This is a genomic window from Candidatus Thiodiazotropha sp. LNASS1 (assembly GCF_964212655.1).
Lineage (GTDB): Bacteria > Pseudomonadota > Gammaproteobacteria > Chromatiales > Chromatiaceae > Thiodiazotropha.
In genome coordinates, this window is sequence record NZ_OZ156465.1 from 3,199,334 (window position 1) to 3,225,877 (window position 26,544).

21 protein-coding genes are annotated in these 26,544 nt (G+C 53.0%); 11 read left to right on the forward strand and 10 right to left on the reverse strand.

The window, feature by feature from the left end; translation table 11 throughout:
- Positions 1-2: 2 nt before the first annotated feature.
- Positions 3-500, forward strand: a complete 498-nt coding sequence (locus AB8516_RS14045) for a Panacea domain-containing protein (protein ID WP_369161580.1) — start codon at positions 3-5, stop codon at positions 498-500.
- 9 nt (positions 501-509) lie between these two features.
- Positions 510-1,235 (forward strand): hypothetical protein, encoded by a 726-nt coding sequence (locus tag AB8516_RS14050; RefSeq protein ID WP_369161582.1) that lies wholly within the window; start codon positions 510-512, stop codon positions 1,233-1,235.
- 324 nt (positions 1,236-1,559) lie between these two features.
- Here the strand turns inward: AB8516_RS14050 and AB8516_RS14055 are convergent, their stop codons facing one another.
- The 5 genes from AB8516_RS14055 to AB8516_RS14075 all read right to left on the reverse strand — a co-directional run bounded on the left by AB8516_RS14055 (position 1,560) and on the right by AB8516_RS14075 (position 9,501).
- The gene (locus tag AB8516_RS14055; RefSeq protein WP_369161584.1) at positions 1,560-2,459 is read right to left on the reverse strand and encodes a CoB--CoM heterodisulfide reductase iron-sulfur subunit B family protein; all 900 of its coding nucleotides are present in this window, start codon (positions 2,457-2,459) and stop codon (positions 1,560-1,562) included.
- 13 nt (positions 2,460-2,472) lie between these two features.
- The gene (locus AB8516_RS14060) at positions 2,473-3,096 is read right to left on the reverse strand and encodes a 4Fe-4S dicluster domain-containing protein (RefSeq protein ID WP_108291478.1); all 624 of its coding nucleotides are present in this window, start codon (positions 3,094-3,096) and stop codon (positions 2,473-2,475) included.
- Between the two features lie 120 nt (positions 3,097-3,216).
- The gene (locus AB8516_RS14065) at positions 3,217-5,466 is read right to left on the reverse strand and encodes an FAD-dependent oxidoreductase (RefSeq protein WP_069127563.1); all 2,250 of its coding nucleotides are present in this window, start codon (positions 5,464-5,466) and stop codon (positions 3,217-3,219) included.
- A gap of 4 nt (positions 5,467-5,470) precedes the next feature.
- A complete protein-coding gene (locus AB8516_RS14070; RefSeq protein ID WP_369161587.1) occupies positions 5,471-6,745 on the reverse strand; it encodes a CoB--CoM heterodisulfide reductase iron-sulfur subunit A family protein in 1,275 nt (424 codons plus the stop codon).
- Positions 6,746-7,026: 281 nt separating this feature from the next.
- A complete protein-coding gene (locus AB8516_RS14075) occupies positions 7,027-9,501 on the reverse strand; it encodes an EAL domain-containing protein (protein ID WP_369161589.1) in 2,475 nt (824 codons plus the stop codon).
- A 369-nt stretch (positions 9,502-9,870) separates the two neighbouring features.
- Between AB8516_RS14075 and AB8516_RS14080 the strand changes: the two genes are divergently transcribed.
- From AB8516_RS14080 to AB8516_RS14095, 4 genes are all read left to right on the forward strand, one after another.
- Complete coding sequence (locus AB8516_RS14080; protein WP_369161591.1) at positions 9,871-10,668, forward strand: CbbQ/NirQ/NorQ/GpvN family protein; 798 nt, start codon at positions 9,871-9,873, stop codon at positions 10,666-10,668.
- Positions 10,669-10,731: 63 nt separating this feature from the next.
- Positions 10,732-12,846 (forward strand): nitric oxide reductase activation protein NorD, encoded by a 2,115-nt coding sequence (locus AB8516_RS14085; RefSeq protein WP_369161593.1) that lies wholly within the window; start codon positions 10,732-10,734, stop codon positions 12,844-12,846.
- Positions 12,847-13,151: 305 nt separating this feature from the next.
- Positions 13,152-13,763: a phospholipid-binding protein MlaC gene (locus AB8516_RS14090; RefSeq protein ID WP_369161595.1), complete on the forward strand. Its 612-nt coding sequence runs from the start codon at positions 13,152-13,154 to the stop codon at positions 13,761-13,763.
- A 76-nt stretch (positions 13,764-13,839) separates the two neighbouring features.
- Positions 13,840-14,349 carry a TIGR02281 family clan AA aspartic protease gene (locus AB8516_RS14095; RefSeq protein ID WP_369161597.1) on the forward strand — a complete coding sequence of 170 codons (510 nt, stop codon included), beginning with the start codon at positions 13,840-13,842 and terminating at the stop codon, positions 14,347-14,349.
- A gap of 110 nt (positions 14,350-14,459) precedes the next feature.
- Here the strand turns inward: AB8516_RS14095 and AB8516_RS14100 are convergent, their stop codons facing one another.
- Positions 14,460-14,867 (reverse strand): HU family DNA-binding protein, encoded by a 408-nt coding sequence (locus tag AB8516_RS14100; RefSeq protein ID WP_069127551.1) that lies wholly within the window; start codon positions 14,865-14,867, stop codon positions 14,460-14,462.
- 405 nt (positions 14,868-15,272) lie between these two features.
- Here AB8516_RS14100 and AB8516_RS14105 point away from each other — a divergent pair, with 405 nt between their 5' ends.
- A complete protein-coding gene (locus tag AB8516_RS14105) occupies positions 15,273-15,842 on the forward strand; it encodes a chalcone isomerase family protein (protein WP_369161599.1) in 570 nt (189 codons plus the stop codon).
- A gap of 43 nt (positions 15,843-15,885) precedes the next feature.
- Here the strand turns inward: AB8516_RS14105 and AB8516_RS14110 are convergent, their stop codons facing one another.
- Complete coding sequence (locus AB8516_RS14110) at positions 15,886-17,424, reverse strand: gamma-glutamyltransferase family protein (RefSeq protein ID WP_369161601.1); 1,539 nt, start codon at positions 17,422-17,424, stop codon at positions 15,886-15,888.
- Between the two features lie 222 nt (positions 17,425-17,646).
- Between AB8516_RS14110 and AB8516_RS14115 the strand changes: the two genes are divergently transcribed.
- Genes AB8516_RS14115 through AB8516_RS14125 form a run of 3 tightly spaced genes read left to right on the forward strand, consistent with a single transcriptional unit; the run spans position 17,647 to position 23,747 of the window.
- Positions 17,647-22,512: a cyclic nucleotide-binding domain-containing protein gene (locus AB8516_RS14115; RefSeq protein ID WP_369161603.1), complete on the forward strand. Its 4,866-nt coding sequence runs from the start codon at positions 17,647-17,649 to the stop codon at positions 22,510-22,512.
- 31 nt (positions 22,513-22,543) lie between these two features.
- Entirely contained in the window at positions 22,544-23,404 is an 861-nt protein-coding gene (locus AB8516_RS14120) for a PfkB family carbohydrate kinase (protein WP_369161605.1), read from the forward strand.
- Positions 23,397-23,747 (forward strand): Rieske (2Fe-2S) protein, encoded by a 351-nt coding sequence (locus AB8516_RS14125; protein ID WP_369161607.1) that lies wholly within the window; start codon positions 23,397-23,399, stop codon positions 23,745-23,747. The genes AB8516_RS14120 and AB8516_RS14125 overlap by 8 nt, the downstream gene beginning before the upstream one ends.
- A gap of 104 nt (positions 23,748-23,851) precedes the next feature.
- Here the strand turns inward: AB8516_RS14125 and AB8516_RS14130 are convergent, their stop codons facing one another.
- The 3 genes from AB8516_RS14130 to AB8516_RS14140 all read right to left on the reverse strand — a co-directional run bounded on the left by AB8516_RS14130 (position 23,852) and on the right by AB8516_RS14140 (position 25,746).
- Entirely contained in the window at positions 23,852-24,052 is a 201-nt protein-coding gene (locus AB8516_RS14130; protein WP_369161609.1) for a hypothetical protein, read from the reverse strand.
- Between the two features lie 245 nt (positions 24,053-24,297).
- Entirely contained in the window at positions 24,298-24,591 is a 294-nt protein-coding gene (locus AB8516_RS14135; protein WP_108291452.1) for a DUF6763 family protein, read from the reverse strand.
- Between the two features lie 114 nt (positions 24,592-24,705).
- Entirely contained in the window at positions 24,706-25,746 is a 1,041-nt protein-coding gene (locus tag AB8516_RS14140) for an NADP(H)-dependent aldo-keto reductase (RefSeq protein WP_369161612.1), read from the reverse strand.
- Between the two features lie 111 nt (positions 25,747-25,857).
- On the opposite strand from AB8516_RS14140, the gene AB8516_RS14145 reads away from it, so the two are divergent.
- Positions 25,858-26,523: an energy-coupling factor ABC transporter permease gene (locus AB8516_RS14145; RefSeq protein ID WP_369161614.1), complete on the forward strand. Its 666-nt coding sequence runs from the start codon at positions 25,858-25,860 to the stop codon at positions 26,521-26,523.
- Positions 26,524-26,544 lie beyond the last annotated feature (21 nt).

Sequence of the window (26,544 nt, forward strand, 5' to 3'; positions counted from 1 at the left end):
ATATGCATGATGGCCGAGAAGTTGCAAATTTCGTATTGGATTATGCAGATAAAAATGGGTTGTCGCTGACAAATTTAGGTCTACAGAAAATTATATATTTTTGCCATGTGTGGTTTTTAGTGGCAGCAAAAAAACCACTTATTAAGCAAAATTTTGAGGCTTGGGAATATGGCCCAGTTTTGCCTTATTTGTATAGGTCCTTTAAGGAGTTCGGAGATGAAAAAATAACTGCTCGGGCAACAAAATTAGATCCACATACAGGTAACGAAGTTATCGCTATTATCAATATGGACAAAGTTGAAAAGAGTTTATTAGAAGATATTGTTTCTATTTATTCAAGATTGAGTGTCAATCAGTTAGTAGAGCAATCGCATGTTCCGGGTGGGCCATGGTACAAAGTATGGCACCATGATTCAAGAGTAAATCCGGGAATGCAAATTAATAATCAAGAAATCCTAAATTATTACACTGCAGAAGAGAGACCTTATACACTACAATAGGTTAAATTCATGGCTAAACTCAGAGTTCCTTCAATACAACATTTAGCGAGAAATTGGTACGATTCACCAAAAAAAATAGAGGATGAATTTGTCAAATTGGTAATGAACCCTCCTTCATTTAATTATAACGCGCTGAATGATGTGGCTAGAGATAGTCTGCTTTTTAAAGTGCCTGAAGAGCAAATTGCCAAGGGAATACGTGAGAAAGAAAAGCGTAAGAGAGTGCAAAAAATTCTATTGGAGGTTGTTCCGTTACTCCACGGGTATTTTAGTAACATACAATACGATTTCGTGAATGATGTAACCCCCAGCTTTTATCCAATTGGAAGAGATCTAAGAATTCCGTTTAAGTCTGTCTTTATATACGGTATAGGTGGGCAGATTTATCTTCCATGGTTCATGTTCTGGAAGCAAAATCCACTTGATGAAAAACAGTTGTCATTATTTGTTACGCTGGTTAGGGAGATGCTGCGTCAGGATCCTGAGTTAGATACGGCAAAGTTTGAAATTCTTGACTTCAGTGCGAACAACTCTAATGGATGTCGGCAGCTTAAGGTTATCGATACAGCAGATATCCAAACCTTTAACTCAAATGAAACTAATGAAATGCTTGCCATATTCGCTGAGGGTTTTGAACGTGCAGAAGACAGATTGAAAGAAGTCGATATTCCGAGTAAGCGAAAGGGGGACGAGATTATTGTCGATATTGGTCAGTATAGGCTATGGGATAAATGATTTTACGCAACACTTGATTCTATCTTGTGACTGATTGCACGGAATTGTTTTATGACAAGGATCAAGGTCTGTTTATACTTTATCGGGATTGTGAAGAAGGTCTTTAAATATATCAATGCTTCTTCAAGGTGTTCTGCTAAATATTGAGATTTGAACCCAATGCAGGATTATAGTTGTTTTATATTGCTTAAAAAAACTTTTCATACCTATACAAAATGTATACCGACGATAATAGAGGTTTAAAGTTTGCAAGTCTCTCCAAATACCTCTCAAAGCAAAAAAAAGCCCGCCGAAGCGGGCTTTCAATACTGAAGGTATACCGCCTTATTTATTAGCGATTTCTTCAAGCTGCTTGGCCGGGATGATCTGACCGTTGAGGGCAGCATCCGCAGCGCTGCGCCCGAAGGCGACACTCATCAATGTGGAGTAATAAACCACCGGCATGTTGAACTTGGTGCCGTAGGTCTCGTTGATATTGTCCTGATAGATCTCTACATTGGCCTGACACAGCGGGCAGGGGGTGACGATCATATCGGCGCCGTTGTCGTAGGCCGCCTCGATGATGCCTTTGATCATCTCCTGGGACTTCTCCGGTTCGGAGAAGGCCAGTGCCCCGCCGCAGCACTGGACTTTCTTTTCGTAGGTAGGAATCGACTCGGCGCCGACGCTCTCTACGATTTTGTCCAGGTACTGGGGATTCTCGAAGGACTCGCCGGCGATGCCGAAGGGGCGGTTGGTCTGACAGCCCACGTAACCGGCGATCTTAAGGCCCTCCAGGGGCTTTTTGACCTTGGATTTGATGCCGTCGAAACCGATATCCTCGACCAGCACTTCCACCATGTGGCGGACGTTGGACTCGCCCTTGTATTTCAGGCCTGCCTCGGAGAGGGCGGCGTTGGCGTCCTTGAACATCTGCTCGTCTTCGTGCAGGCGCTCTTTGGCCTCGCGGGTGGAGAGCCAGCAGGCGGCGCAGGTGGCGACGATCTCCTGGCCCGAGTTGTGCTCCTCGGACAGTGCGATGTTGCGGGCGGAGAGGGCCAGACGGGGCAATTCGCCGCCACCGCCGTAGCCGATGGAGGCGCCGCAGCAGTTCCAGTCGGGGATCTCGTTGAGCTGGATGTCCAGCTCCTCGCACATGGTTTGTGCGGAGACTAAATAGTTGGAAGAGGTGGCTCCCTTCTGTGAGGAGCAACCCGGGTAGAATGAGAGTTCTATCTTAGCCATGTCGGTCTGTTCCTCACTTCGCGTCTTTCAGATTGCCTTCTTCGATCTCCTGGGCCTTCTTCACCATGTTCTGGAAGCCGGAGAGATCCTTCACGCTGTGTCCGCCAAAGAATTCCATGGCGTTCATGCGCTTGGCCTTCATCATGTTCTGGCCCAGTTTCTGATTCGCCATGGCGTTCTTGACACCCTGGCCGAAACCGTCCTTGAAGTACATGGAGAGACCGAGTTTCAATTCGTTGACGCGACCCTTCTTCATCAGGTTGTCCCAGAAGATCTGCGAGAACTCTGCGGTGGGCTGCTTCTTCTGGGTCAGGCCGAGACGTTTCGAGTAGACCGCCAGGCCGTGCATGATGTGGGTGATCGGCAGGCCGCGCGGGCAGCGTGCGATGCAGTTGTAGCAGGAGGTGCACATCCACATGGAGTCGGTGCTCAGCACCTCTTCACGCTTGTTGGCGCGGATCATCATGAAGATCTCCTGCGGCGGATGATCCCAATGCTTACCCAGCGGGCAGGAGCCGGAGCACACGCCGCACTGCATGCACATCTTGACCCATTCACCCTCCTCCACATTCGCCTCAACCTCCTTGAGGAAGTTGCTGCGGTACTTTTCAATCATTGCGGTGTTTAAATCACTCATTTTTACTCCCCTTTGTAGGGTGTCCAGGGTGGTTGGCCAAGTCCACCCTACAAAAAGTAAAGTTGTTCAGGCCGTCCTTTCAGCGCAGGGCCTGCCGGGGCAGGCCCTTGTCACCGTCGATTAGAACTTGAACGGACTCAGGCCGATCTTCTCCACGGTCTCCGCCATGTCGTTGATCAACTGGGGCGCACGCTCCACATCGGTGATGGCAACCTCATGCAGGATCACGCGTTCCGGTTCAAGATTCAGCGTATCGAGGGTGTCACCCACCTTGCTCATGCGTTCCGCCGCCATGGCCGAGCCGCGTACAAAGTGGCATTGGTAGTCGTCATCGCGACGACAGCCCATCATGACGATGCCGTCATAACCGTTGTTCAATGCATCGGTAACCCAGGAGAGGCTCACAGAGCCCAGGCAGCGGACAGGTATGACTCGCGCCCAGGGATTGATCTCCACGCCTGCCTGAGCCGCCTGGTCGAGTGCCGGATAGGCATCGTTCTCACAGGCCAGTACCAGAATGCGCGGTTTCTCGTCCCACTCTTCGGGGATCTCGACGTTCTTGATCTGCTGGTTGACGGTCTCCACCGAGTAGTTCTCGAAGGAGATGACGCGCACCGGACAGGCGCCCATGCAGGTACCGCAACGACGACAACGGGATTCGTTGTACATCGGATAGCCTTCCTCGTCCTCGTTGATGGCGCCGAAGGGGCACTCGACGGTACAGCGCTTACACTGGGTACAGCCCTCCTTGCGGAAGCTTGGGAAGGAGAGATCGCCGGAGCGGGGGTGCGCGGCGCGTCCCAGTCCGGCGTTCTCAGCCGCCTGAATCGCCTTCAGCGCCGCGCCGGTGGCATCGTCACGGGCCTGCTGGGCATCCATGGGACGACGCACCGGACCGGCGGCATAGATGCCGGTTCGACGGGTCTCGTAGGGAAAGCAGATGAAGTGCGAGTCGTTGAACCCGTTCTTCAGATGCGGCAGATCGGTGCCCTGACGGTACTGCAGGTTGAGGATCGAGGGCGGCGCATTATCAAGGATCGCCTGGGCCTTCGCCTTCTCCTCTTCATCCTCCGCCTCATCCACCATCAGCTGGGCATAGGGATCGGGACCGGAGTTTGGCTCCATGCCGGTGGCAAGCACCACCAGGTCACAGACCATCTCGGTCTCTTCGTTAAGGATCTTGTCCTCGAATTTGACGGTCAGGCTGTCACCGGGCACAACCTCGGATGCAATGCCCTTGGAGAAGGTGACCATCGCCTGTTGACCGGCGCGGTAGAAATCCTCGCCGCCGGCGCCAGGTGTGCGCAGGTTGTCGAACAGGATGGTGGTATCGCAATCCCCGTTCAACTCTTTGAAGTACATCGCCTGCTTGATGGAGACCAGGTCGGTGACACCGGAGAAATAGGAGAGATGGCCCTCCTTATCCGAACACTGGCCTGCGTTCTGGATGAAGCAGACCGAGGTCACCTCTTTGCCGTCGGAAGGCCGCTTGATCGGACCGCCGTTGGCAGCGACCGCCAGGGCCTCCAATTCGTGGTTGGTGACCACGTCCGCCGATTTGTCATGAGCGAACTCGGGCAGCTGGCTGGCATCGTAGGGCTTCCAGCCGGAGGCCTGGACGATAGCGCCGATGGAGAGAGTCTCGCTGCTGCCGGATTCGGTGGCAACCTCGACACTGAAGCGGCCCGGTGCGCCTTCGGTCTTGGCGAGGGTGCTGTTGAGGTGGACCGTGATCCTGTCGTCGGCCTCGATTGCCTCGATCATGCCGGGTACAGGATTCTCCGCCGGGGCGTCGTAGGGTGAACGGGTCGGGATGACCTTGTAGTAACCGCCCAGTGCGCCACCCAGCTGACCACTCTTTTCCACCAGGTGGACCGGATAGCCGGCTGCCGCGGCCTCGATCGCCGCCGTCATGCCGGTGACGCCGCCGCCCACAACCAGAATGTTCTTGTTGAGGGTCTGCTCGCCGGAGGCGGAAGGCTGTGTCATCGACTTGAGCTCGGCGCAGGCCATGCGGATGTAGTCTTCCGCCATCTCCTGGGTGGTCTCGCTGTTCTCGTCCGTATCGGGACGAACCCAGATGACGCCCTCGCGCAGGTTGGCGCGGGTCAGGGCCACGTCGGTAAAGTTGAAGGCCTCGACTTTGGCGCGCTTGGAGCAAGCGGCGATCATAACGTGGGTGACATCTTCATTGGCGATGTCGTCTTTGATTATCTGCACACCCTCGGCGGAGCAGAGCATCTCGTGTTGTTTGCAGCTCTGCATCTTGCCGTCACGGGTGGCGATGGTTTCCAGCTGACCGGCGTCCAGGCGCTCGCCCAGACCACAGCCGGTGCAGACATATCCAGCAAATTTCTTTTCGTCAGCCACTCTCTTAACCCTCCGTCGCTGCTACGCGATTGACCACTTGGATGGCGCGCAGGGCGGCGCCAGTGGCGTGTTGAACGGCGCGGTTGACATCCAGCGCATCAGACGAACACCCGGCGGCGAAAACACCGCCGTTCTCCGGTGCGGGCTCGATGAAGCCCTCTTCGTTGATCACGATCTCCACCGGGAAGCTCGCCTTGTCGACGCTGGGTTCCATGCCGACGGCCAGGACGACCAGGTCGTGCTCGTTGGCGTAACGGTTGTAACCCTCGGTATCGACACCGTGCAGGGTCGGATTGCCGTTCTCCTTGTTCTCCACTATGGAAGCGACTTTTGACTTGATGAAGCTGACGTTATCCTTCGCCTTGACCTTCTGATAGAAATCCTCAAAACGGTCGATGGCGCGGATGTCGATATAGTAGATGGAGATGTCCACCTCATCCGCCGGGTAGGTGGCCTGCTTCAGGGAGGCCATGCAGCAGATGCGTGAGCAGTGCAGCAGGTGATTCTTGTCGCGGGAACCGGCGCACTGAATGAAGGCCACCGATTTGACCTCTTTGCCGTCCGAAGGACGCACCAGCTTGCCGCCGGTGGGGCCATTGGGATCGGCCATGCGCTCGAACTCGACGCTGGTGATCACGTTGGCGATGCGATCGTAGCCGTAAGGCTGAATCTTATTGGCATCGTAGGGTTTCCAGCCGGTGGCCCAGACGACCGCGCCGGCCTTGAATTCAATGGTCTCTTCCTGCATGTCCAGATCGATGGCGTTGACCTTGCACGCATCTTTTGCCTTCTGGGCATCATCGGTGCCGATGATTGCCGGATCGAGCACATAACGCTGCGGATGGGCCATGCGGTGGGGCAGGTAGGCGCCTTTGCGCTTGCCCATCTCATAGTTGAATTCATCGTCGAATTCAGTCTCCACTGCCTTGGCGCAATCACCGCAGGCGGTGCAGTTCTCATTCACGTAACGGGGGCTGATCTTGACAGTGGCGGTGTAATTGCCCGCCTCACCCTTGATGTCCGTAACCTCGGCCATGGTGATGATGTTGAGGTTCGGGTTCATCTTTGCCCGGCGCTGATTGATCTCCAACCCACAGGTGGGAAAGCAGAGCTTGGGAAAGTATTTATACAGCTGGGTGACGCGACCGCCGACATAGGGGCGCTTTTCAACCAGTACGACCTGCTTTCCCGTCTCAGCGGCCTCCAAAGCAGCGGTCATGCCGCTTATGCCGCCACCGACCACGAGAATAGTCTCATTGGTTGCGATTACTTCCGTCATGGATTTTCCTCCGTTGCGGAATGGCTTTATAAAACTTAAAAAGTAAACTTCTGACAGGTTATTGTTGACTTGCCAGCTTGGTTATTTCATCATCAAGGGTCGCCTATGCCACCCAAGATTCTGGACCCGATACCTTACTCGTCTTCTTGCGCGCCTTCTATATCCCAGCTGGGAATAATCCATCGAATTTTTGAATGAGATGATAGAGTTGGGTTATGGAGTATAAGTCTTTGCTAATGAATAGCGGGGCCGATTGGATGCGTATCAACAGGCTCCAGGTCTTATCTTCCGTAGTTGGAGAAGTGGTGGTGGAAGGTTCTTCTGCCCTCGAGCAGCATCTCCTCGAAGGTCTCCGCGGGCACCGGCGGGCTGTAGAGATACCCCTGACCCTCCTGGCATCCCATTTTCTGCAGTAACGACTGTTGCGCCATGGTCTCGATACCCTCAGCGGTGATTCTCAACCCCAGGTTCTTGCCTAATGAAACAATCGCTTGGGTGATGGCGACGGCATCGCTGTCATGGGGCATGTCGCGGATGAAGGAGCGATCGATCTTGAGTTTGTCGATCGGCAGCTGTTTCAGGTATGAAAGGGAGGAGTAGCCTGTACCGAAATCGTCGATGGCGATGGAGACCCCGAGTTTCTTGAACACATCAAGCACCGGGACCGAGTGTTTCATCTGTCCCATGAATATGCCTTCAGTGACCTCCAGCTGCAGCATGTCCGGCGGGCAGCCGGATTCACCGATGATCTGCTCAAAACGCAGGATCAGGTCGGTCTGCATGATCTGTCTGACCGAGAGGTTGATGGCCATGCGCCCATGAAAGAGCCCCTGTCGATGCAGGTAACGTGTCTGTTCGCAGGCCTCTTTCAGTACCCAGTTACCGATTTCATGGATCAGGCCTGACTCTTCAGCGAGGGGAATGAAACGTGCCGGCGGGATAATGCCGAGACGCGGATGGTGCCAGCGCAGCACTGCTTCCGCACCGGTCATCTCCCCGTTGTGCAAGGATATCTGCGGCTGATAATAGAGTAACAACTGATTCTGTTGCAGGGCACTGCGAAGCTCTGTTTCAAGCAGCAGCCTTTCGAATGCTGTCCTTGTCAATTCCGATGTGTAGTAGCGGTAGCTGTTACGGCCCTGTTCTTTGGCCTGATACATAGCGGCATCGGCGTTTTTCGTCAGGTCCGCCACATCTTTGCCGTCTTCAGGGTAGATGCTGATGCCGATGCTTGTCGTGACATGGAGTTCCCGCCCCGCAATCCTGAAGGGGGCCTTGAACTTTTCCTGGATCTTGGATGCAACCACGGCCGCCTGGCTCGGGTCCTCGACGTTTTCCACCAGGACAGTGAATTCATCACCCCCTAAGCGTGCGGCGGTATCGTCATCGCGCAATATGTTCTGCAGCCGGGTGGCAACCTCTTTCAGGAGTTCGTCCCCCATCGCGTGGCCGAGGCTGTCATTGATGTTTTTGAAGCGATCGAGATCGAGAAACAGCACGGCAAGCTGGCGCTTTTGACGTTTCGCCTGGGCAATCGCGTGTTCCAGGCGATCCTCGAACAGCAACCGGTTGGGGAGATTGGTGAGGGAGTCATGATGAGCCAGATGTTCAAGCTGGGATTGGGTCTGCTTGATACTGGTGATATCGGAGAAGACAGCGACGTAATGGACTATGCTTCCCTGTTCATTTTGTACGCAACTGATGGTCATCCAGGCCGGATAGATCTCTCCGTTCTTACGCTGATTCCAGATTTCGCCACGCCAGGATCCCGTCTGAATGACTTCGTTCCACAACTCATCAAAAAATTCGGGCGAGTGCTTGTCGGAGATTAATATCCGCGGATGCTGCGAGATGATTTCTGTCTCGGAATAGCCGGTAATCTCGCTGAAGGCCGGGTTGACCGAATCGATCATGCCCTGGTTGTCGGTAGTCAGTACACCCTCCATGGTGTGCTCTATGATCTGTACCGCCTGTTGCAGCTTCGCATCCGAATCCTTACGCTGGGTCACATCGGTAAAGACAAGTTGCGTGGCGGGCGCGCCCTCGTGCTCTGCCGGACTGACAAAGACCTCAACCAGAATGATGATACCGTCGGCACGCCTGAATGCAGCCTGGTAGGGCCGGCTGTTGTGATTGCGCAACAGCTTCAGCTGCGATTCCATCAGCTCGGGAGGGCCGTCATGCAAGAGCTCGCTGACGGATTTGTCTATCAACTGTCCCAGCTCGGATACTGCCAGCGTCTGTTTTGCAGCCTTGTTCAGAAAGACGATCTTCTCGTCTTGCAGCAGCAGAATCGGCGTGGGCGAATCATCGACCAGTTGACGATAACGGTTTTCGCTGCGATGCAGTGCCTGTTTGGTCTCTTCGGCTTCGCGGCGTACCGCAGCCTCTTTGAGTTCACGTTCAATCGCAGGTACCAGGCGGGTAAGATTCTTGAAATTAACGAAATCGTTCGCACCCGCCTTCAATAGCGTGACGACTTTTTCTTCACCGATATGATCGGATACCAGGATAAACGGGATATCAAGGTCATGCTTTTGTAGATAGTCGAGACTCGCTTCCGGGGGGCAGTCCGTAATATCCGTTGTCGATAGGATCAGATCCCATTCCTCGGATTGCAAGGCATTCGTAAGGGAATCCAGAGAGTCTATGCGCAGGGTAGATAGATCCAAGCCGCCACGATGGAGGGTTTTACGCAACAGATTATGTTCATATTCGGAGTCTTCGATTACAAGAGCCCGCAGTTGTCCTGACATCAACATTCCCTGAAATGTTTCGTAGATTTGACAAATACAGACAAGTGGTTAGACCTCATTTAAGCGATCAATGGTCCCTGTTTGCAATTGTCAACAGCGTCACCCTCTGCCTTTATGCGGCTTGGCGCAAGTTTAACAACTGTTCCAGTTTGAAAGTATAATCAGTATACCTCTCAGTTGTTGGGTTAACTTGCTGATTGTTGGGCTTTGATGGACCCAAAACTCCTGTTTTGTTGACTGCTTAACACTCTCGATGTGCGAAGATGACGGATAAAAGTCCCTTATAAGCCTATGGTTTATTAGGTTGCGATTATCGTCCGGCCCAGTTAGCTTTTACGGCCGTTATCCAAAATACTTGAAACTTAAACATTGAAACCAGAAGAGTACTATTTCGAAAATGAGCCTTATTATGAACAGGTCAATGACGAGATAGCTGTTTTTGAAGCCGCTTATCTAAATCAGTTGCCTGTCCTATTGAAGGGCCCTACCGGCTGTGGCAAGACCCGTTTCATGGAACACATGGCATGGCGTCTGAAACGTCCTTTGATCACTGTTTCATGCCATGATGACTTGACCGCTTCGGATCTGGTGGGCCGGTTTCTGGTGAAGAATGGCGAAACCGTGTGGGTGGACGGTCCCCTGGCCGCGGCGGTGCGTGCCGGTGGCATATGTTATTTGGATGAAGTGGTGGAGGCGCGTAAAGATACGACGGTTGTCATCCATCCGTTGGCCGACGATCGACGCGTATTACCGATGGAGAAGGTGGGAGAGCTGCTTGAGGCGACGGCGGATTTTTGTCTCGCCATCTCCTTCAATCCAGGTTATCAGAGTGTACTCAAGGATCTTAAACAGAGTACGCGTCAGCGCTTCGTTGCCCTGGAATTTGACTATCCCGAATCGGAACTGGAGAAAAAAATCATTCAGAACGAGGCGGCAGTCGATGCAGAGATGGCGGCCAGGCTGGTTAAGTTTGCCCATATGACGAGAAATCTCAAGGGCAGCGGATTGGATGAGGGGGCTTCGACCAGGTTGTTGGTGCACGCAGCGAAACTGATTGCCAGTGGGGTTGAGCCGGTGGTGGCCTGTCGCGCATGTGTCGCCCAGTCGTTGACGGATGATTCGGATATGCTGGCGGCGGTGAATGAACTCAGCGCCTCTCTTTTCTAGTGTTGTATCTCATCTGATGTTTGACATCAGACGCACACCAAGGCCTCAAGGCGTCACGGCGGTATGAGATCACAACTCGATCAAATGCAGATTCAGTCACTACTCGATGATTACTTCGAGGTTGAATACAGTTTCCGCAATACCCGGAAAATAAGCGAGGAGCTTGCCGGACTGCCAACAGAGGAGCAGGCATATATTCTTGACTGGATAAGACGCACCGCCAGTACCCATATCGAGATTGCCTATCAGTTTGCACAACAGGCGCCCGAGGCGCTTCGACAGATGGACGAGTCGATGATCGAAGCCTGGCTCGTTCAGTCGATGGATCTGTACGATACTTCCGGGCTGCATGCAGCGCTGGCGACGATCAGGGATATGGATGTGTTTGTTGAGCAGGGGCGTGAACGGGCTGCCGGGTCTGTGTTTGATGAGCAGGCTGGTGTATTGCTTCCTTTCGTTCAGGGATTATCCGGCAGAAAGCTGAAGCTTGAAAAGGCCGATTACCTCTATACCGACGGTGAGGTGATATTCCTTCCCGCTGTGATGGCCCATCTGCCGAACGTCCGGGATAATTTTTTACTCTATAAAGCTGCTGTGGCCTATCATTGGGCACAGGTTCGCTTCGGGACCTTCCGCGCCGATTTGATCCCCTATCTGGAGGCGCATCCGACGCCGGAGAGGGCGCTGCGATGTTTTCATGCAGTTGAAACCGTACGCCTGAATGCCTGTATCGAACGGGAACTGCCGGGACTCTTTCGCGAGATGAAGGAACTCTCGAATAAGTTGAATCCAGAGCCGCTCCCGGAAGGGTGGGCAAAACAGGTGGCCTTTCTGCAAACGCGCCAGGCCACAGCGCAAGACTCCCTTGATCTTTGCAAACGTATTATCGGCAATAGGTTGCCGAAGGCAGCTCTTTTTCACGGCCAATTGAAACCGGACCTGGTGCTGGCGGTTATGCTGCGACGGATAGAAAGGGAAAAGGCCAAACTGCGCGTGGCCTTGAAGGCGATCGCCGATGATCTGCAACAGTCAGGCGATGATCAGGAACCGATTGATCGTTTTTCTCTGACACCCTTGGATGATTCCCCGTTTGTGGAGGAGATGCAGTTTGAATTGCAGGTAAACGGCAAGTCAGTCCCGTTCTCTGAAGAGATCAGAAATCTGATGACATCGATTGTTCAGGATCTGGGGGACATCCCCGAAGAGTATCTTACGCCTGCCGGACCTGGAGAGTACGATCTGAAGGACACCGAAGAGGAAACGTTGAAGCCGGAGAAGGTGTGGAGCGGCACCTATCACGAAGACGGCGCTTTTCTCTATCAGGAGTGGGACTATCGGCGCAAACACTATCGCAAGAACTGGTGTGTTGTCAGAGAGATGCCCGTCAGGGAGGAGTACGATGATTTTGTTGCCGGGGTCATGTACAAATATCGTCGTTTATTAGCGGGTCTACGCAAGACATTTGAGGCGCTGCGTGATGAGGACAGGTTACTGAAGCGCCAGGCATATGGCGATAGCGTGGATATCGATGCCTTTGTCGAGGCCTGGGCGGATATGCATACAGGATTGGAGATGACGGATCGCCTTTTTACACGCATGCACCGGGAAGAGCGGAATATCGCGGTGATGTTTATGGTGGATATGTCCGGTTCAACCCAGGGTTGGGTCAACGAAGCAGAACGAGAGGCCTTGATCCTGCTGGCAGAGTCGCTGGAAATGCTGGGTGATCGCTATGCAATCTATGGCTTTACCGGGATGAGCCGTAAGCGTTGTGAAGTGTTTCCTGTAAAAGGCTTTGATCAGCCCTATGATGATGGGGTAAAGGCAAGAATCAGCGCTATGCGTGCCGGAGACTATACCCGTATGGGCGCCGCTATCCGCCACTTGAGTCATCTTCTCAATGAAGTGGAAGCAAGAACCAAGTTGCTGATCACGTTGTCTGATGGCAAACCGGATGACTACAATGACGAATACCGCAGCCAATACGGTATTGAGGATACCCGGCAGGCCCTGTTCGAGGCGAGACGCCAAGGTATTCACGCGTTTTGCATTACTATCGATGAAGAGGGACAGGACTATCTGCCTCATATGTACGGTGCGGCGAACTATACCGTTGTCAACGAGATCGAAAAACTACCTCTGAAGGTTTCCGATATCTACAAAAAAATAACTACTTGATGATTGCGTGGGGTTTGATCCATTGCGGAAGTCATCTTTGTGTATCGATAGAACTCAGTAATTATTTCACCAGGTACTAAATGATTTTCAAGTTGTTTAGATTCACGGTGAATGGTGTGCATTCACGGTAATGGGTTGAATCCACGGGTAGACATCGGCCAAGCCCGGGATGATAAGACTTCGGACAGATGCTGTATCGGAGGTATTCAAATATCAATCTGCTGATATGCTTGATTTTGCGATCAGCAGTAGGCACTCTCACCTGGAGGACGCAAAGACGTTCCAATCACCCTGACGGAGGAGATATGAAAAGAGTATTAATGGCCATTACCACATTGAGTCTGTTTGCTGCATCGGTGCAGGCAGCCCCTGGTTACAACTACCCGGCATCGCGACTACAGGCCCCTGTGTACCAGGAGGTGGGGCCCGATACCCTGTTGCGCGAAGGGATGACGAAACTGCTGAGATTTCTTCGTACATCGGATAGCCCCCAACCACAGCAGATTTCGGCGTTTCTGGAGCGTGAAGTTGCACCCTATTTTGATTTTGCCTATATGGCGACCTGGGCGGCGGGTCCCATGAATCGGCATATGAATGATCAGCAGCGCCAGGCGTTGGCTCAGAAGATTAAAGAGATGCTGCTCGGTACCCTCAGCAAGAGACTCTCAAGCTATGATAATCAGGATGTACGTTTCTTTCGGCCACGGCGGGTCGCTGACAATGAGGTGAAAGTAAGGGTTGGTATTTTGCAGGCCGGCGGTTATCCGGCATCGTTGGATTTTCGTTTCTACCGCAGTGATGCCGGCTGGAAGGTATTTGATGTGTCGGCCAACGGCAACAGTGCGTTGGCCTTTTATCGGCGTCATGTCGCCAATCAGTCACGCGCTCAGGGCGGTAGCAGAAGCTACCGTCGTTAACCGTTTATCAACACAATATAATTGGTTGCCGGACTAAAAAATGACACGGCCCCTTGCCCCGGGGGTAATACGTCAAATGAGTGAACGTCAGAGGTTCGGACGATGGATGATTCTGGCTGCCTGGCTGCTGCTGTTGTTGTTATTGACCCTGTTGTTTTCACAGTGGCTCGATAAGCAGAAAAATCCAAACCGGGATCTCAAGGTCACTACTTATGACGGTGGGAAAGTGGCAGTTGTCCTGCAACGAAATCGTGCAGGACACTATGTTGCACCTGGCCGCATCAACGGTATAGCCGTGACATTTTTGCTCGATACCGGAGCGACATATGTCGCGGTCTCATCCGCTCTCGCGGACAAGGCGGGGTTACAGCGGGGGATAGCGACGCAAAGCAGAACTGCTAACGGTGTCGTGCGCAGTTGGTTGACAAAGATCGATCAACTGCAATTGGGACCGATCGAGATGCGGGATGTGAAGGCTACAATCCTGCCAAGCATGCCGGATGATGAGGTGTTGCTCGGTATGAGTTTTCTCAAGCATCTCAGCTTGAGACAGCAGGGCCGAGAGTTGGTGATATTGCCCCAGTAGTAAAAGTGTGCCGTACATACGGCATTCGGTGGATGGTTTGCTGTAGGTGAGCGAGACTGAATATGTGAGTTGATGCTGCCACTACAGGACGTAGTGGCAGCGGTAAGGCATTAACCGATCTTGTCTTTCAAGGCTTTGAGTGCAGTCACCTTGACGACGGTCTTGGCTGGCTTGGCAGCAATCTTGATGGCTTCGCCGGTAGCGGGATTACGGCCCATACGCGCCTTGGTTCGAGGTTTGATAACCCGGCGTACCTTGATGCCGGTGTCTGGAATGGTAATCTCGCCAGAACCCCGGCGCTGCATATGACGCGTAATCAGCGAATCCAACGAGCCGAATACTGCGGAAACATCCTTTTTCGACAGACCTGTGTCTTCGGCGATAGCGCCGATGATCTGGGTCTTTGTCTGTTTGGTTGCGATTGACTTTAAGCGTGGTGCTGCGACTGTTTTCTTTGCAGCTACTTTTTTCTTTGCTGCTTTCTTTGCAGTCTTTTTGGTGGTTTTTCTGAGGGCCATAGGGTTTGCTCCTTCTTATGAAAATAGTTGTGCGTGTTAAAAATAACACAGATTCTAGATAGTTAAATACGAAAATACAGTTTTTTGTATAGTTTTTTCATGATCTCAGTTAATTTCCCCCTAATTGACGGTAATTCCGCCATGAAGTGACAGATAACTGCAAAGCATGTTTGGCAGCCCGGCTACATAGTAAGCTATGATTGATTCGCTTATCGAGAGAAATGTGTGATCGACCCGATTGAAGTCGATACAGGCAAAATATAGGTGGTTGGTGGTCACGGATGTCAAATTTACGATTTCCGTACTACACAACAACGATAGTCATGCTATATATGTCCATCCCGGTATGATGGGTTCGAGTAGCTAACGGCAGCCTGATTGGACCATTGAACAAAGGATGAATGAATGATGCGACAAATTGTATTTACCTGTCTGTTTATGGCCTGCATGATGACAATCCAAGCCAGAGAAATAGCTGGAATACCGCTGCCGGAGCAGATCGTCAGAGAGGCTGACAATGCCGCATTGGTCTTGAACGGCGCCGGTATTCGTAAGAAAGTATTTTTCAAGATCTATCTGGCCTCGCTCTATCTTCAACAGTCGACAAGTGACATTGCCGAAGTGATCGATGTCGACAGGCCGGCCCGTGTTCAGATGCAGATTCTCTACTCTGAGATTGAAAAAGAGAAATTTGTTGAGGGCTGGAATGATGGATTCAGCGCCAATCTCAGTCCTGAGAAGTTGCAGGCTGTTGGTGATCGTCTCGATCAATTCAATGCCATGTTCCAGACTTTGCAGAAGGGTGACCTGATCAGTCTGGACTACATGCCCGGCAAAGGCACTGTCGTCACAATCAAAGGTGTGGAAAAAGGGGTCATCCCGGGGGGTGACTTCTATCAAGCATTGCTCATGGTATGGTTGGGCGATTCTCCAATCAGCAATTCCCTCAAACAGGAGCTGCTTGGATCTGACTAGGGCCGATTGAATGAGTGTTCACAGGCCGTGGCTGCCGTAGTGGCTATACGGAGAGACTGACGCCGCCACGGCGTTCATCGCCTATACCCATGTGGTTCCCTTTTTCATCCAATACCACGCAGTGGGTTCCTCCGAAAAACAGATTCTTGTTTTGCCAGTGTTGCTGCCTTGGAAATTCGTTTTTCAAGGCTGCGGCAATTGACTCATCGATCCCCGGTTCTATACTCAGCAGCTCGTTTTCGAAATGGATGCGAGGGAAGGAGATGGCCTGTTCCAGGGGCATGCGGAAATCGAGCTGATTGATAATCACTTGCAGTATCGCGCTGCGAATCCGGTTTGAGCCGCCGGAACCCATTACGATCGCCCGTCCTTCATCGGTCAGGATCAGGGTGGGTGCCATCATCGAAGCAAGGCGATGGTTGAGGGGCCATTGATGGAAACCGCCCGGATTCAGGTCCTCTTCGCCCAACATATTGTTCATCATGATGCCGGTGCCTGGTATGACATAGCCGCTCCCTTCCCCATTTGAGAGGGTCATACTGGCGAGATTCCCGTCCGTATCGGCAACGCTGATCTGGGTGGTGCCGCGCGTGGACAATCCACCTTTGTCGAGGCGTTTTCTGAAATGATCACCAATCTCAGGATCGAGGATGCGGTCCATGTTTGAGTGGTGATCTGTTCGCGCCAGCTGAGTTAAGCGCATGATATGTGCGAGGTGTCGTATATGTTTCTCTTTACCTGCGGCCTGAAAATCAAACCTATGGGAAGCCAGTAAGCCGAGGGAGAAGGCGATCAGTGTGCCGCCGAGTGAAGGTAGTGGGTTGGTTGAAATTTGTGCATTGCGGTATCTGTATTGCAGTGGGACGCGCCTGAGAACCTTATAGCCTAGCAGATCATCCATTTGCAGATGGCCGCCCTTATCCCGGCAGTCACCGACCAATTGCCGGCCGGCCTCGCCCTCGTAAAACACCCTTTCCCCCTCAGCCAAAAGTATCTTCAGAAAGTCTGAGAAAGCAGGCAGGCGGTGCCGTTCACCCTCAGAGATCAGGCGTCCAGGGTCCTCCGGAGAGGCGTTGATTGCCATGGCTTCTGGGGTTGCGCGCAAAATAGGGGCTATGATGGTCGTTATCAGGTGTTGAAACGGATTGATGGCTACCCCATCTGCCGCCAGTTCGATTGCCGGTTGAAAGAGCATGTCCAGGGGTAGCCGGCAATGATTCGCATGAATGGCATAAAGACCCTTGATGAACCCCGGAGTGGCTATCGAGCCCATGCCGATGTGGAAGGTTTGGCTGGCGGTGCCGAAATCGGCCTCTATCGGATAGAAGCCAAGCTCACTCTCAGGCAGCATCTGTCTCGGCGTCTGGGCGAAGAAATCGTAGACAAGCGGGTCTGATTGGGCGGGTCTGGCAGTGAGAAATCCCCCTCCGCCGGGGGAGGCGAGCACCGGTTCTGCAACGCAGGCCGCCAGCATGGCGGCCACAACGGCATCGAACGCATTTCCGCCCTCCCGCAATATCTCGCACCCCGCCTTAACGGTTTCATAATGTCCAGCTGCGATGATGCCTTTTACCTGTTTCACATTTCACCTATGCAATGTTACAAATAATTGATCTGGATCGTTGTATCATAACCTTGTTCCAGCTATGGTTTTGCGCTCTTGTTTAGTGCGAACCGGGTCGAGATTCATCCATGTTTAAGGTTAATATACCCATTCAGTTTTGAAATACTGTGCCGTTAAATAGAGGAGCGATGTGACCCCTTCATCAAAGGATCAAAATTCCTGAGCATTGAAAGAATGGCCGTGCCCAACAGTAAAAATGACGACGTCCTACTGAAGAATCTGGTACCTCTGAACACCCTTTCAGAAGATCAGCTTGGACATCTCCTGAGCCAGATCGTGATAGAGAAGGTCAAAAAGAGTGAGTATCTCTTTCGCGAAGGGGATACTGACCATCAGAATGTCTATCTGCTCTCCGGGACAGTGGCGCTGCTTTCCGGGCAGAAAGAGATGGACCTGATCAGCAGCGGAACCCCCACGGCACGCTTTGCCCTGGCGCATCAGCTGCCGAGAAAACATTCGGCACAGGCGAGAACCAACGTCAGTTTTGTACGCATCGACAGTCGTCTATTAAGTGATATGTTGGCCCGTAGTCATAGTGCCAGCTACGAGGTGAAGGATATCGAGCAGCCGAGCAGCGACGATTGGATGACCCTGTTGCTGCAGTCTCCGGTATTTCAACAGATACCCCCCGCAAATCTTCAACGTGTCATGATGCGGATGGAGGAGATCAAGGTTGATGAGGGTGATGTAATTATCAACCAAGGGGAAGAGGGCGACTATTTCTACCTCATCAGTAAGGGTGAATGCTGCGTCACGCGCACCCCTGAAGCCGGTCATGCTCCTGTGGAGCTGGCCAGATTACATGCCGGCAAGGGCTTTGGAGAGGAGGCGCTGATCTCCAACAAATCCCGGGGCAGCTCAGTCACCATGATGACAGACGGCGTGCTGGTGCGGTTGAGCAAAAGAGATTTCATTGAACTGGTCAAACAGCCCCTCTCCAGATCCGTAGATTATGAGCGTGCCTCTGAGATGATCGAAAAGGGTGCGCTATGGCTGGATGTCCGTACCCCAGAGGAGTATGAAGAGGGGCATCTCCCGGGGGCGATCAATTTGCCGTTTTTCTCCCTGCGCTTTCAAGCCTCCAGTCTTACCCTCGATCGGGCCTATGTCGTCTATGGCGAGGAGGTTGGCCAATCCGCGACTGCCGCATACCTTTTGACTGAACGTGGGGCAGAGGTCTTCGTTATCGAGAGCAACTGGGAGCAGATTGCTGAGCTGGCAGGCATGAGCCAGCAAGGGGATGCGGCGGCAACGAACAATGTCATCGATTTCAATCGTGAATCTGAAGAGGATGGCGCCACCGAGAGTACCGGTGTGCCACAATCGGTTGTCGATCGTCTGCAAAATGAGTTGTCCGAAGCCCATCGTCAATTTGAGCAGGAGCTGGAGCAGAGACATACCGAAATCAAACTGTTGCGCCAGGCCCTGGCGGTAGCCAAGAGTCGTATGCAAACAGGCGAGGAGAGCGCAAAGAATGCTCAGGCCTTGCAGCAGGAGGTTGCATCCTTGCGAGAATCTCTGGCGACTGCACAATCCAGGGTTGCAGATGGGGAGAGCCTGGGGGCTGAACGGCAGGACCTGCAGGACCGTGTCGCTGAATTGGAACAGGCCCTTGAGACCGCCCGGGCTGATCTGGACAGGGCCAAACAGAACCATGAAACGGCGTCGCAGCAGAGCGACAGGCTGAACCGGCAACTGGAGCAGCTGCAATCCAGACATGAGGAGAATGAAGGTCGTCTCAAAGAACAGATAACCGAGCTGCAGTTTCAGCTTGAAAATGCCAATGAAAGCCGGCAGGAGACTCAACAGCAGGGGTCTCAGCTCAGCGCTGAGATTGAATCGTTGAAGAGTGAAAACGCCCAGCTGCGGCAAGATGCGGATACCTATCGCAGTCAATCGGCGGAGGAGCGTGAAGTTATTCTCAAGGAGCGGGATGAGCTGCAGCAGCAATACCAGGAGGCTGAGGATCAGCACCAACAGCAGACAGACGAACTAAAGGCAACAAGGGATGAGCGTGACAGGCTGGCGGAGTCACTGGAACAGACCCACCGGAATATGACCGCAGAGGCGGCGGAGCTTGAACAGCAGCTGGAATCCATCCAGCATGAACTCACTCAGGCCCATTCGGAGTTGCAGCAACAGCAAGTTGAACGCCAACAGCAGGCAGATCAACTACAGGCGATCGCGGAAGAGCGTGACCGGTTGAGCGAGTCCCTGCAGCAGACTCAGCAGAGTATGGCTGAAGAGGCGGCGGAGCTTGAACGGAAACTGGAGTCCACCCAGCATGGACTCTCCCATGCACAATCTGATCTGGAACAACAACAAACCGAACATCAACTGGTCGTTTCCGAACTGCAGAATCAGTTACAGGAAACCAACCAGCGATTGGAGCAATCAAGTCAACAGGCGGATAGCCAGATCAGTGGTCTGTTACAGACACAGCAGGAGATAAAACAGCAACTGGAAGCCGCCGATTCAGCTAAAGGCGCTCTCCAGGGCGAGCGTGATGAACTACAAGAGCGCTTCAATCAGGAACATGATCAGGTCAACTCTTTACAGCAGGAGTTGCAGGCGCTGGATGATCGCCGTGCCGGGTTGGAAAAGGAGCTCGAAGCGGTACGCCAGGCAGGCAATGATGCGGATGCCCAGTATGCCAATGCCATGGAGTCCCTGCGTGATGACCTTGAAGAGGCAAGAGGCGCCCTGGATCGGCTCAGGCAGGAGAAACAACAGAGTGACGAGCTGCTGGGTAAACGTGAACAAAATCTGGAGAACTCGGAATCCAGGGTGAAGGAGCTGCAGCAGTCGCTGGAAGAACAGGCGTCTCACCATGCAAGTGAGCTAACCGATCTTCAACAGACGCTGGAATCGCTCGAGCAGGCGCAGCGACAGGCCGAGGAGAGGGAACAACAACTTCATCAGGAGCTGGATGCCTTGCAGGCACAGGGTGATGAGATAACATCCCGTTCCCAGGAGGAGTTGTTTTCACTCAAAGAGCAGTTACAGCAGGCAGCGGCGGATGCCAAGCAGCAAAATGAAAAACGCGTTGAGTTTGAGGCGCGCTTGGAACAGGAACATCAGACCGCACAATTCCTTAAGCACTCCCTGGAGACCGCTGAACAGGCGGTCAATCAGACCAGCAACGAGTTGGATGAGCAAAAGCAGCTGCAGCAATCCCTCGAACAACAACTGAAGGCACTTGAGGAGTCGCTGCAGGATGCTGAGCAGGCGAAAAGTGAATTGCGGCAACAGCAGGATCAGCAGCAGCATGAGTGGCAGGAAAACATCCAGGCCGCAGAAACGCAATTGATCGAAAAGGATCAGCGGATCGAACAGCTTGGACAGGCATTGGAGGAGACCAGGTCAACCCTGAAGGCAGCGGATCAGGCCCGATCCGAGCTGGAGGCCAGCCAACAACAATTGACAACGGACAAGAACGGACTGACACAGCGGCTCGAAGAAACGCAGGCTGAACTGCAACAGTATCGGGAAAGAATTGAAGCAACCCTGACGGATGAGAGACAAACAGTTGAACAACTGCAGCAGGCATTAACGGCTGAGAAGGCGTCCGCTGAGACCGCTGCCGGCTCCTTTGCCGAATTGGAGAAGAGCCACAGGGCCTTGACAGAGGCAAAGGCAACCCTGGAACAGCAGCTGAACGATCAAAACAGTGAGTTGGAGCAACAGCGACAACAGCTAAAGGATCTGGATTCGCGCAGCGAGCAACAGCAACAGCAGGAGAAAGCGCTCTCAGAAACCGTTGAACAGCAACAGCAGGAGCTTGAGGCTCTACAGCAGCAGTTACAGGAACGCCAGCAGGAACTCGAGCAGTTTGAACAGGAGGTCCAGGGACAGGCCGATGCGCATCAGCAACGTGAGCAGGAGTTGAATCAGACCATCGGTCAGCTGCAGAGTGAAATGGACGAGTTGCATATTGCTCTGGCGGCCTCGGTCGAGGGGGCGGAGCAGATGGTTGACAAGCGCGAGCTTCGGGAGGTTAATGAAGCGTTGCGCAAAGCCGAAGAGAAGAATAAGGCGCTTAAGCGTGAGGTCGAGGGTCTGCGCGAGGTCCAGCTGGAGATGGAGAGTCAGCTGAGTGATGATGTGGACAACGAAGTGCATGCACTTCGAGTAGAGTTGGAGTCGGAGAGGAAGAAGAGGGAAAAATCGGAGAAAATGGCGCGCCAGGCAGATGTCCTGCGGCGTGAGCGCGAGGTTCAGGAGACAGCGATTGAAATGTTGGGAGAGGATCTCGAGAGTCTCACCAAGGAACGGGATAATCTGACCAATCAGCTTGCCGAAATGCGCAATCAATACACCGACCTGGTGAATGAGAACGACCAACTCCACTCCGAAATGAGCGGTATGCGGGAGCAGGTTTCCGATTCCAGTCTGGCTGATGACCTGTTTGGGCAGATGGAGACACTGCGGCGCAAGGCCGAGAGCTATGAGCGTGAACGTGATGACGCCAAGGCAGAAGCGAGTAAGATGCGACGCGAAGTGGGTGAACTGCGCAGTGTTATCGAAACCTATGTGGAACAGATACAGGATGTCCAGTCTTTCGGGGTGGATGAGCAGGTGAATGCCCTCCGCACGGAGCTGGATATGGTGCGTCGTCAGGCAGCGGCGGATCTGGAACATATGCGTACCGAGCTACATGCCGCCAAGTCCCGATTGGGTACTTCAGAGAATCGGGATGTCGATGAAGTGGCGGCACTGCAGGCCAGCCGTCAGGAGATGGTCTCCATGCAACAATCCCTGAATGAGAAAGATCATCTGCTGAAGATGTCGCAAAGTCAGTGCCGTTCATTGGAGGATGCCATCGAAGATCGGGATAAAGAGGTCGATCAGCTGAAACGCAAGCTTGAGCTGCTACTGAGAAAAGCCGGTGGTTTGGATCGATCCTCAGAACAGATTGGAAACAGCCGTCTGGTGGATGATTCCTTACTGCTCAATGAAGCCCCGCGGCAATCGCCCACCGATAGCGGCAGTGCGGATTCAGATCCGAAACGAACCTCATTGGGTCGTCTGTTCCGCAGAAAGTAACATGCCCTACTAAGGTTTCGGATCTATAACCATGCGGGTGCTTGCAGTCGGCGGCGCAACCCTTGACAGCATCAATCGTGTTGCTGCCTTTCCGAATGAGGACGATGAACTGCGCGCCGCTGCTCAACGACAGTGTCGCGGCGGTAATGCAACGAACACCTTAGTGGTATTGACTCAACTGGGCCACCATTGCAGTTGGGCAGGGACACTGGGAGATGATGCGGCCAGCCGGTTTATCATGAGCGACCTGCAACAGTATGGAGTTGATACGGAGTGGGTGACGATTCAATCCGGCGGGGTCACGCCAACCTCCCATATCATCGCCAGTGAGGCGACTGGTTCGCGTACCATCATTCATTATCGTGACCTCCCGGAGTATCGAATTGAAGCCTTTGAGAAGATCGATCTCAACAACTATGACTGGATCCATTTTGAGGGGAGAGAGGTGCCGGTTTATGAGGCAATGTTAAGGCATGCCAGATTCACGCCACACTCAGCGACCATCTCCCTGGAGATCGAAAAGCCTCGGGAAGGTATCGAAGGGCTGGCGGCTATGGCCGATGTTGTGATTCTCGCCAAGGCCTATGCATCGTCGCAAGGGTTCGAGCGCGCGCAGGATCTGTTTGATTCAATCCGCTCCCGTGCGGAATCCGCTATGTTGTTCGCAACCTGGGGAGTGGAGGGCGCCTGGCTACAGACCGTTGCTGGAGATACCCTGCATGTGCCGGCATACCACCCCCAGGAGGTGATCGATACCCTGGGGGCGGGTGATGTCTTCAATGCCGGGGTGATAGACGGTTTGCTGGCGGGTTCAGACCCTGCTGCGGTGCTGCGCAGTGCGGTTCGTCTGGCAGGGGAAAAGTGTGGTCGCCGGGGGCTGCACATTGCCTGAGCGCCATGTGGTCTGTGATATCTCATCCCTGGGGGATCCGGGAAGTCGTGGATTCGTCGTTGAGGGTGAGAGTGGCAGTGTGGAGCTATTCGTTGTCCGTCGCGGCGAACACCTGGCTGCGTACAAAAACAGCTGCCCCCATACCGGTGTCAATCTTGAATGGCAACCGGATCAGTTTTTGGATCTCAGTAATAGCTACATCCAGTGTGCGACACATGGCGCCCTGTTCAGGCTCGAAGACGGCTACTGTCTAAGCGGCCCCTGTGCGGGTGAGCTGCTCGAATCCGTTGAGGTGCGGCTTGAAGCGGGGCTGGTTGTGGTGACCCTGGATAAAGAGGGGTAAGCATCCCCTTGCTTTAAGTCAATAATTCCAGATACCCAATAAAAAACCGGGCCTCAAAGACCCGGTTTCATTTAGGGGGTACAGAGAGAGAGTCTCTTATCCCATCAGCTCATTTCGTCAATGAAGGCGTTCAAGTCCGCCAGGACCAACTCGGGCGGAATCTCTCTCTCCGTACTCTGTTCCGGAGTCACCAGTTGGAGTTGCAGTGCTGGAATGGATGCATCAGGCGCAATAAGCTGCAGGGTCTCGCTTGTCAGGCCACTTTCAATGATCTGTCCTGTGCTCATGTCGTAGACTGTCTTCATGTTGCACCTCCTGCACCAAGTGCCAGTGGGGGTTCGTTACTTATTTTAGCGGCGTGGCGCCAACTAACTTTAACAACTCCAGCTCAAATCCGGCTGTAGCAGCAGGATTTTGCATCCTTACAATGACTTACGTAAGAAACAGGAGACTGGTTTCACTATGCAGGTCAGGCGTGGCGTTTTCAACGGTAGGAAAAAAGGGTTGAATGCGTGAGAGCCTCCATCAGTGATGGTGGTTCGCGATGAGTTTAGTCGTTGTCCTCGAGGTGGTCGAGGGGATTGGGTATGATTTCACCTGCCGGGTGGTCCAGATCGACACCATAATCGTCTTTGGAAAGATCATAGGATCCCGACCAATCCTCAGGCGGTGCGATGGGTTTGACCTCCAACGACTCCCAGTCCTCCATATCGTACTCTTCCACGGTACCGTCATAAAACTGGACTTCCACGACACCGTCATCTGGATCGAAGGCCACTACCTCAAGATTATCGCCATCGACAGTTTTAAACCAATCGCCAATACGGATTCTCGGTGAATTCATTGTCCTGGGTCTCCGACTTAATATGGTTTATCCCTGGGGATAATTCGATTATGGCTCTGAACGCGTGTTATTGCCATTGTCATTCTCAATTATTTACAACAATCACACATCTGGCTATGGCGCTGGATTGGGTTGTTGAGTATGGATCGTTTCGATCTCAGCCAAGACCTCTTCGGATAGGGTGATATGGATACTTTCAATATTCTCATCAAGTTGCTCCAAAGTGGTGGCGCCGATGATATTGCTGGTTACAAAAGGTCGGCTTGTCACATATGCCAACGCCATTTGGGCGGGATTAATACCCTCTCTCTTCGCCAGCTCGACATATTTTTGGGTCACCCAATCAGCCTGTGGATTGGAGTATCGGATAAAACGGTCGAAAAGGGTCAAACGGGCATTCGCAGGTCGATGGTCATCGAGATATTTGCCGGAAAGCACGCCGAATGCCATCGGTGAGTAGGCCAGCAGTCCACAGCTTTCTCGATGGGCAATTTCCGCCAATCCGATTTCAAATGTACGGTTCAGCAGATTATAGGGATTTTGGATGCTGACAGCCCTCGGCAGATGATGCTCCTCAGCCAGGCTCAGATAGCGCATCAATCCCCAGGGGGTCTCATTGGAGACACCGATATGGCGTATCTTGCCGGCCTTTTTCAAATCGCCCAAGATCTGCAGGGTTTCCAGGATCGGTGTCATCTCTTCTGATCCAGCCGCCCGGTAACCGAGATCACCGAAATAATTGGTGTGACGGTCCGGCCAGTGGAGCTGATAGATATCAATGTAATCTGTCTGCAGTCGTTGCAGACTCTCATCCACTGCCGCCTCGATGTTGACTCTGTCGAGACGCGGGTTACCGTCTCTCAGATAGCTTAACCAATCCGCCGGGCCGGAAACCTTGGTGGCGATGACCAACCGGTCGCGCTCACCGTGGCGGGCAAGCCAGGTGCCGATATGGCGCTCGGTCAGCCCTTGGGTTTTCGCCTTGGGTGGAACCGGATACATCTCGGCTGTGTCGATAAAGTTAATACCGGCACCTATCGCCCGGTCGAGCTGAGCATGGGCCTCTGATTCGCTGTTCTGCTCTCCATAGGTCATGGTGCCGAGACAGAGTGCACTTACCTGAATGTCAGTGTGGCCGAGCTGGCGGTACTTCACGGGAGTTTCCCCTGTTGATTTGTGGGTTGGAGTGGCGGGCCAAACACCCATTATCGAGGTTTCAGTTAACAGCATAACTGAAATCCGTTTTGTGAAAAGGATAGATTCGCGATGGAGCTTGATGGTGAACTTTTTTCCGACGCCCTGTTGTGGTGGTTTGCCGGCCTGTATGGTGTGGTGCTCCTTGTTGCGCTGCGCCTGGCGCCCTGGGGGCGACTTGCCCGCGACGGGCAGCTGCATGTCTTTCTTGGCGCAATCGTTGCTCTGATTGTGCTCTGGCATATTCGTGCCCATCTGCAACCGGGGATCTCATTCCACCTGCTTGGCGCTACAGTGATAACCCTGATGTTCGGATGGTCTATGGCCATCATTATGGCCAGTATCGCCCTATTGGCCGTCTGTCTGAATGCGGGCATCGGGTGGCAGGGTTATGTAGTCAGCTTTCTGACCGTGGCATTGGTTCCGATCACCCTTTCGCAAATTTCCCTGGTATTGGTACGCAGTTGGCTGCCCAGGCAGTTCTTTGTGTATGTCCTGGGTAACGGCTTTTTTACCGCCTGGCTGGTTGGCTATGCCAGTGGCTATCTGGCGATGCAGCTACTGGTTCTCAGTGGCGCCTATACCATGGCTGAACTGGAAGTCACAGTGATGCCCTTCTTCCCCCTGATGTTTTTCCCGGAAGCCCTGGTCAACGGCTGGGTGATCACCCTGATGGTGGTGTTCTGTCCGACCTGGGTTTACTCCTTCAGCGATGAGCAATATATCCACGGAAAATAGCGTTCCGTTGAGGTATAGTGA

Coding starts and splice junctions, on each gene's coding strand:
- AB8516_RS14050 (WP_369161582.1), top strand. CDS start 510: ATGGCTAAACTCAGAGTTCCTTCAATACAACATTTAGCGAGAAATTGG.
- AB8516_RS14045 (WP_369161580.1), top strand. CDS start 3: ATGCATGATGGCCGAGAAGTTGCAAATTTCGTATTGGATTATGCAGAT.
- AB8516_RS14060 (WP_108291478.1), bottom strand. CDS start 3,096: ATGAGTGATTTAAACACCGCAATGATTGAAAAGTACCGCAGCAACTTC.
- AB8516_RS14055 (WP_369161584.1), bottom strand. CDS start 2,459: ATGGCTAAGATAGAACTCTCATTCTACCCGGGTTGCTCCTCACAGAAG.
- AB8516_RS14130 (WP_369161609.1), bottom strand. CDS start 24,052: ATGAAGACAGTCTACGACATGAGCACAGGACAGATCATTGAAAGTGGC.
- AB8516_RS14085 (WP_369161593.1), top strand. CDS start 10,732: ATGAGATCACAACTCGATCAAATGCAGATTCAGTCACTACTCGATGAT.
- AB8516_RS14120 (WP_369161605.1), top strand. CDS start 22,544: ATGCGGGTGCTTGCAGTCGGCGGCGCAACCCTTGACAGCATCAATCGT.
- AB8516_RS14145 (WP_369161614.1), top strand. CDS start 25,858: ATGGAGCTTGATGGTGAACTTTTTTCCGACGCCCTGTTGTGGTGGTTT.
- AB8516_RS14075 (WP_369161589.1), bottom strand. CDS start 9,501: ATGTCAGGACAACTGCGGGCTCTTGTAATCGAAGACTCCGAATATGAA.
- AB8516_RS14135 (WP_108291452.1), bottom strand. CDS start 24,591: ATGAATTCACCGAGAATCCGTATTGGCGATTGGTTTAAAACTGTCGAT.
- AB8516_RS14105 (WP_369161599.1), top strand. CDS start 15,273: ATGATGCGACAAATTGTATTTACCTGTCTGTTTATGGCCTGCATGATG.
- AB8516_RS14090 (WP_369161595.1), top strand. CDS start 13,152: ATGAAAAGAGTATTAATGGCCATTACCACATTGAGTCTGTTTGCTGCA.
- AB8516_RS14070 (WP_369161587.1), bottom strand. CDS start 6,745: ATGACGGAAGTAATCGCAACCAATGAGACTATTCTCGTGGTCGGTGGC.
- AB8516_RS14100 (WP_069127551.1), bottom strand. CDS start 14,867: ATGGCCCTCAGAAAAACCACCAAAAAGACTGCAAAGAAAGCAGCAAAG.
- AB8516_RS14095 (WP_369161597.1), top strand. CDS start 13,840: ATGAGTGAACGTCAGAGGTTCGGACGATGGATGATTCTGGCTGCCTGG.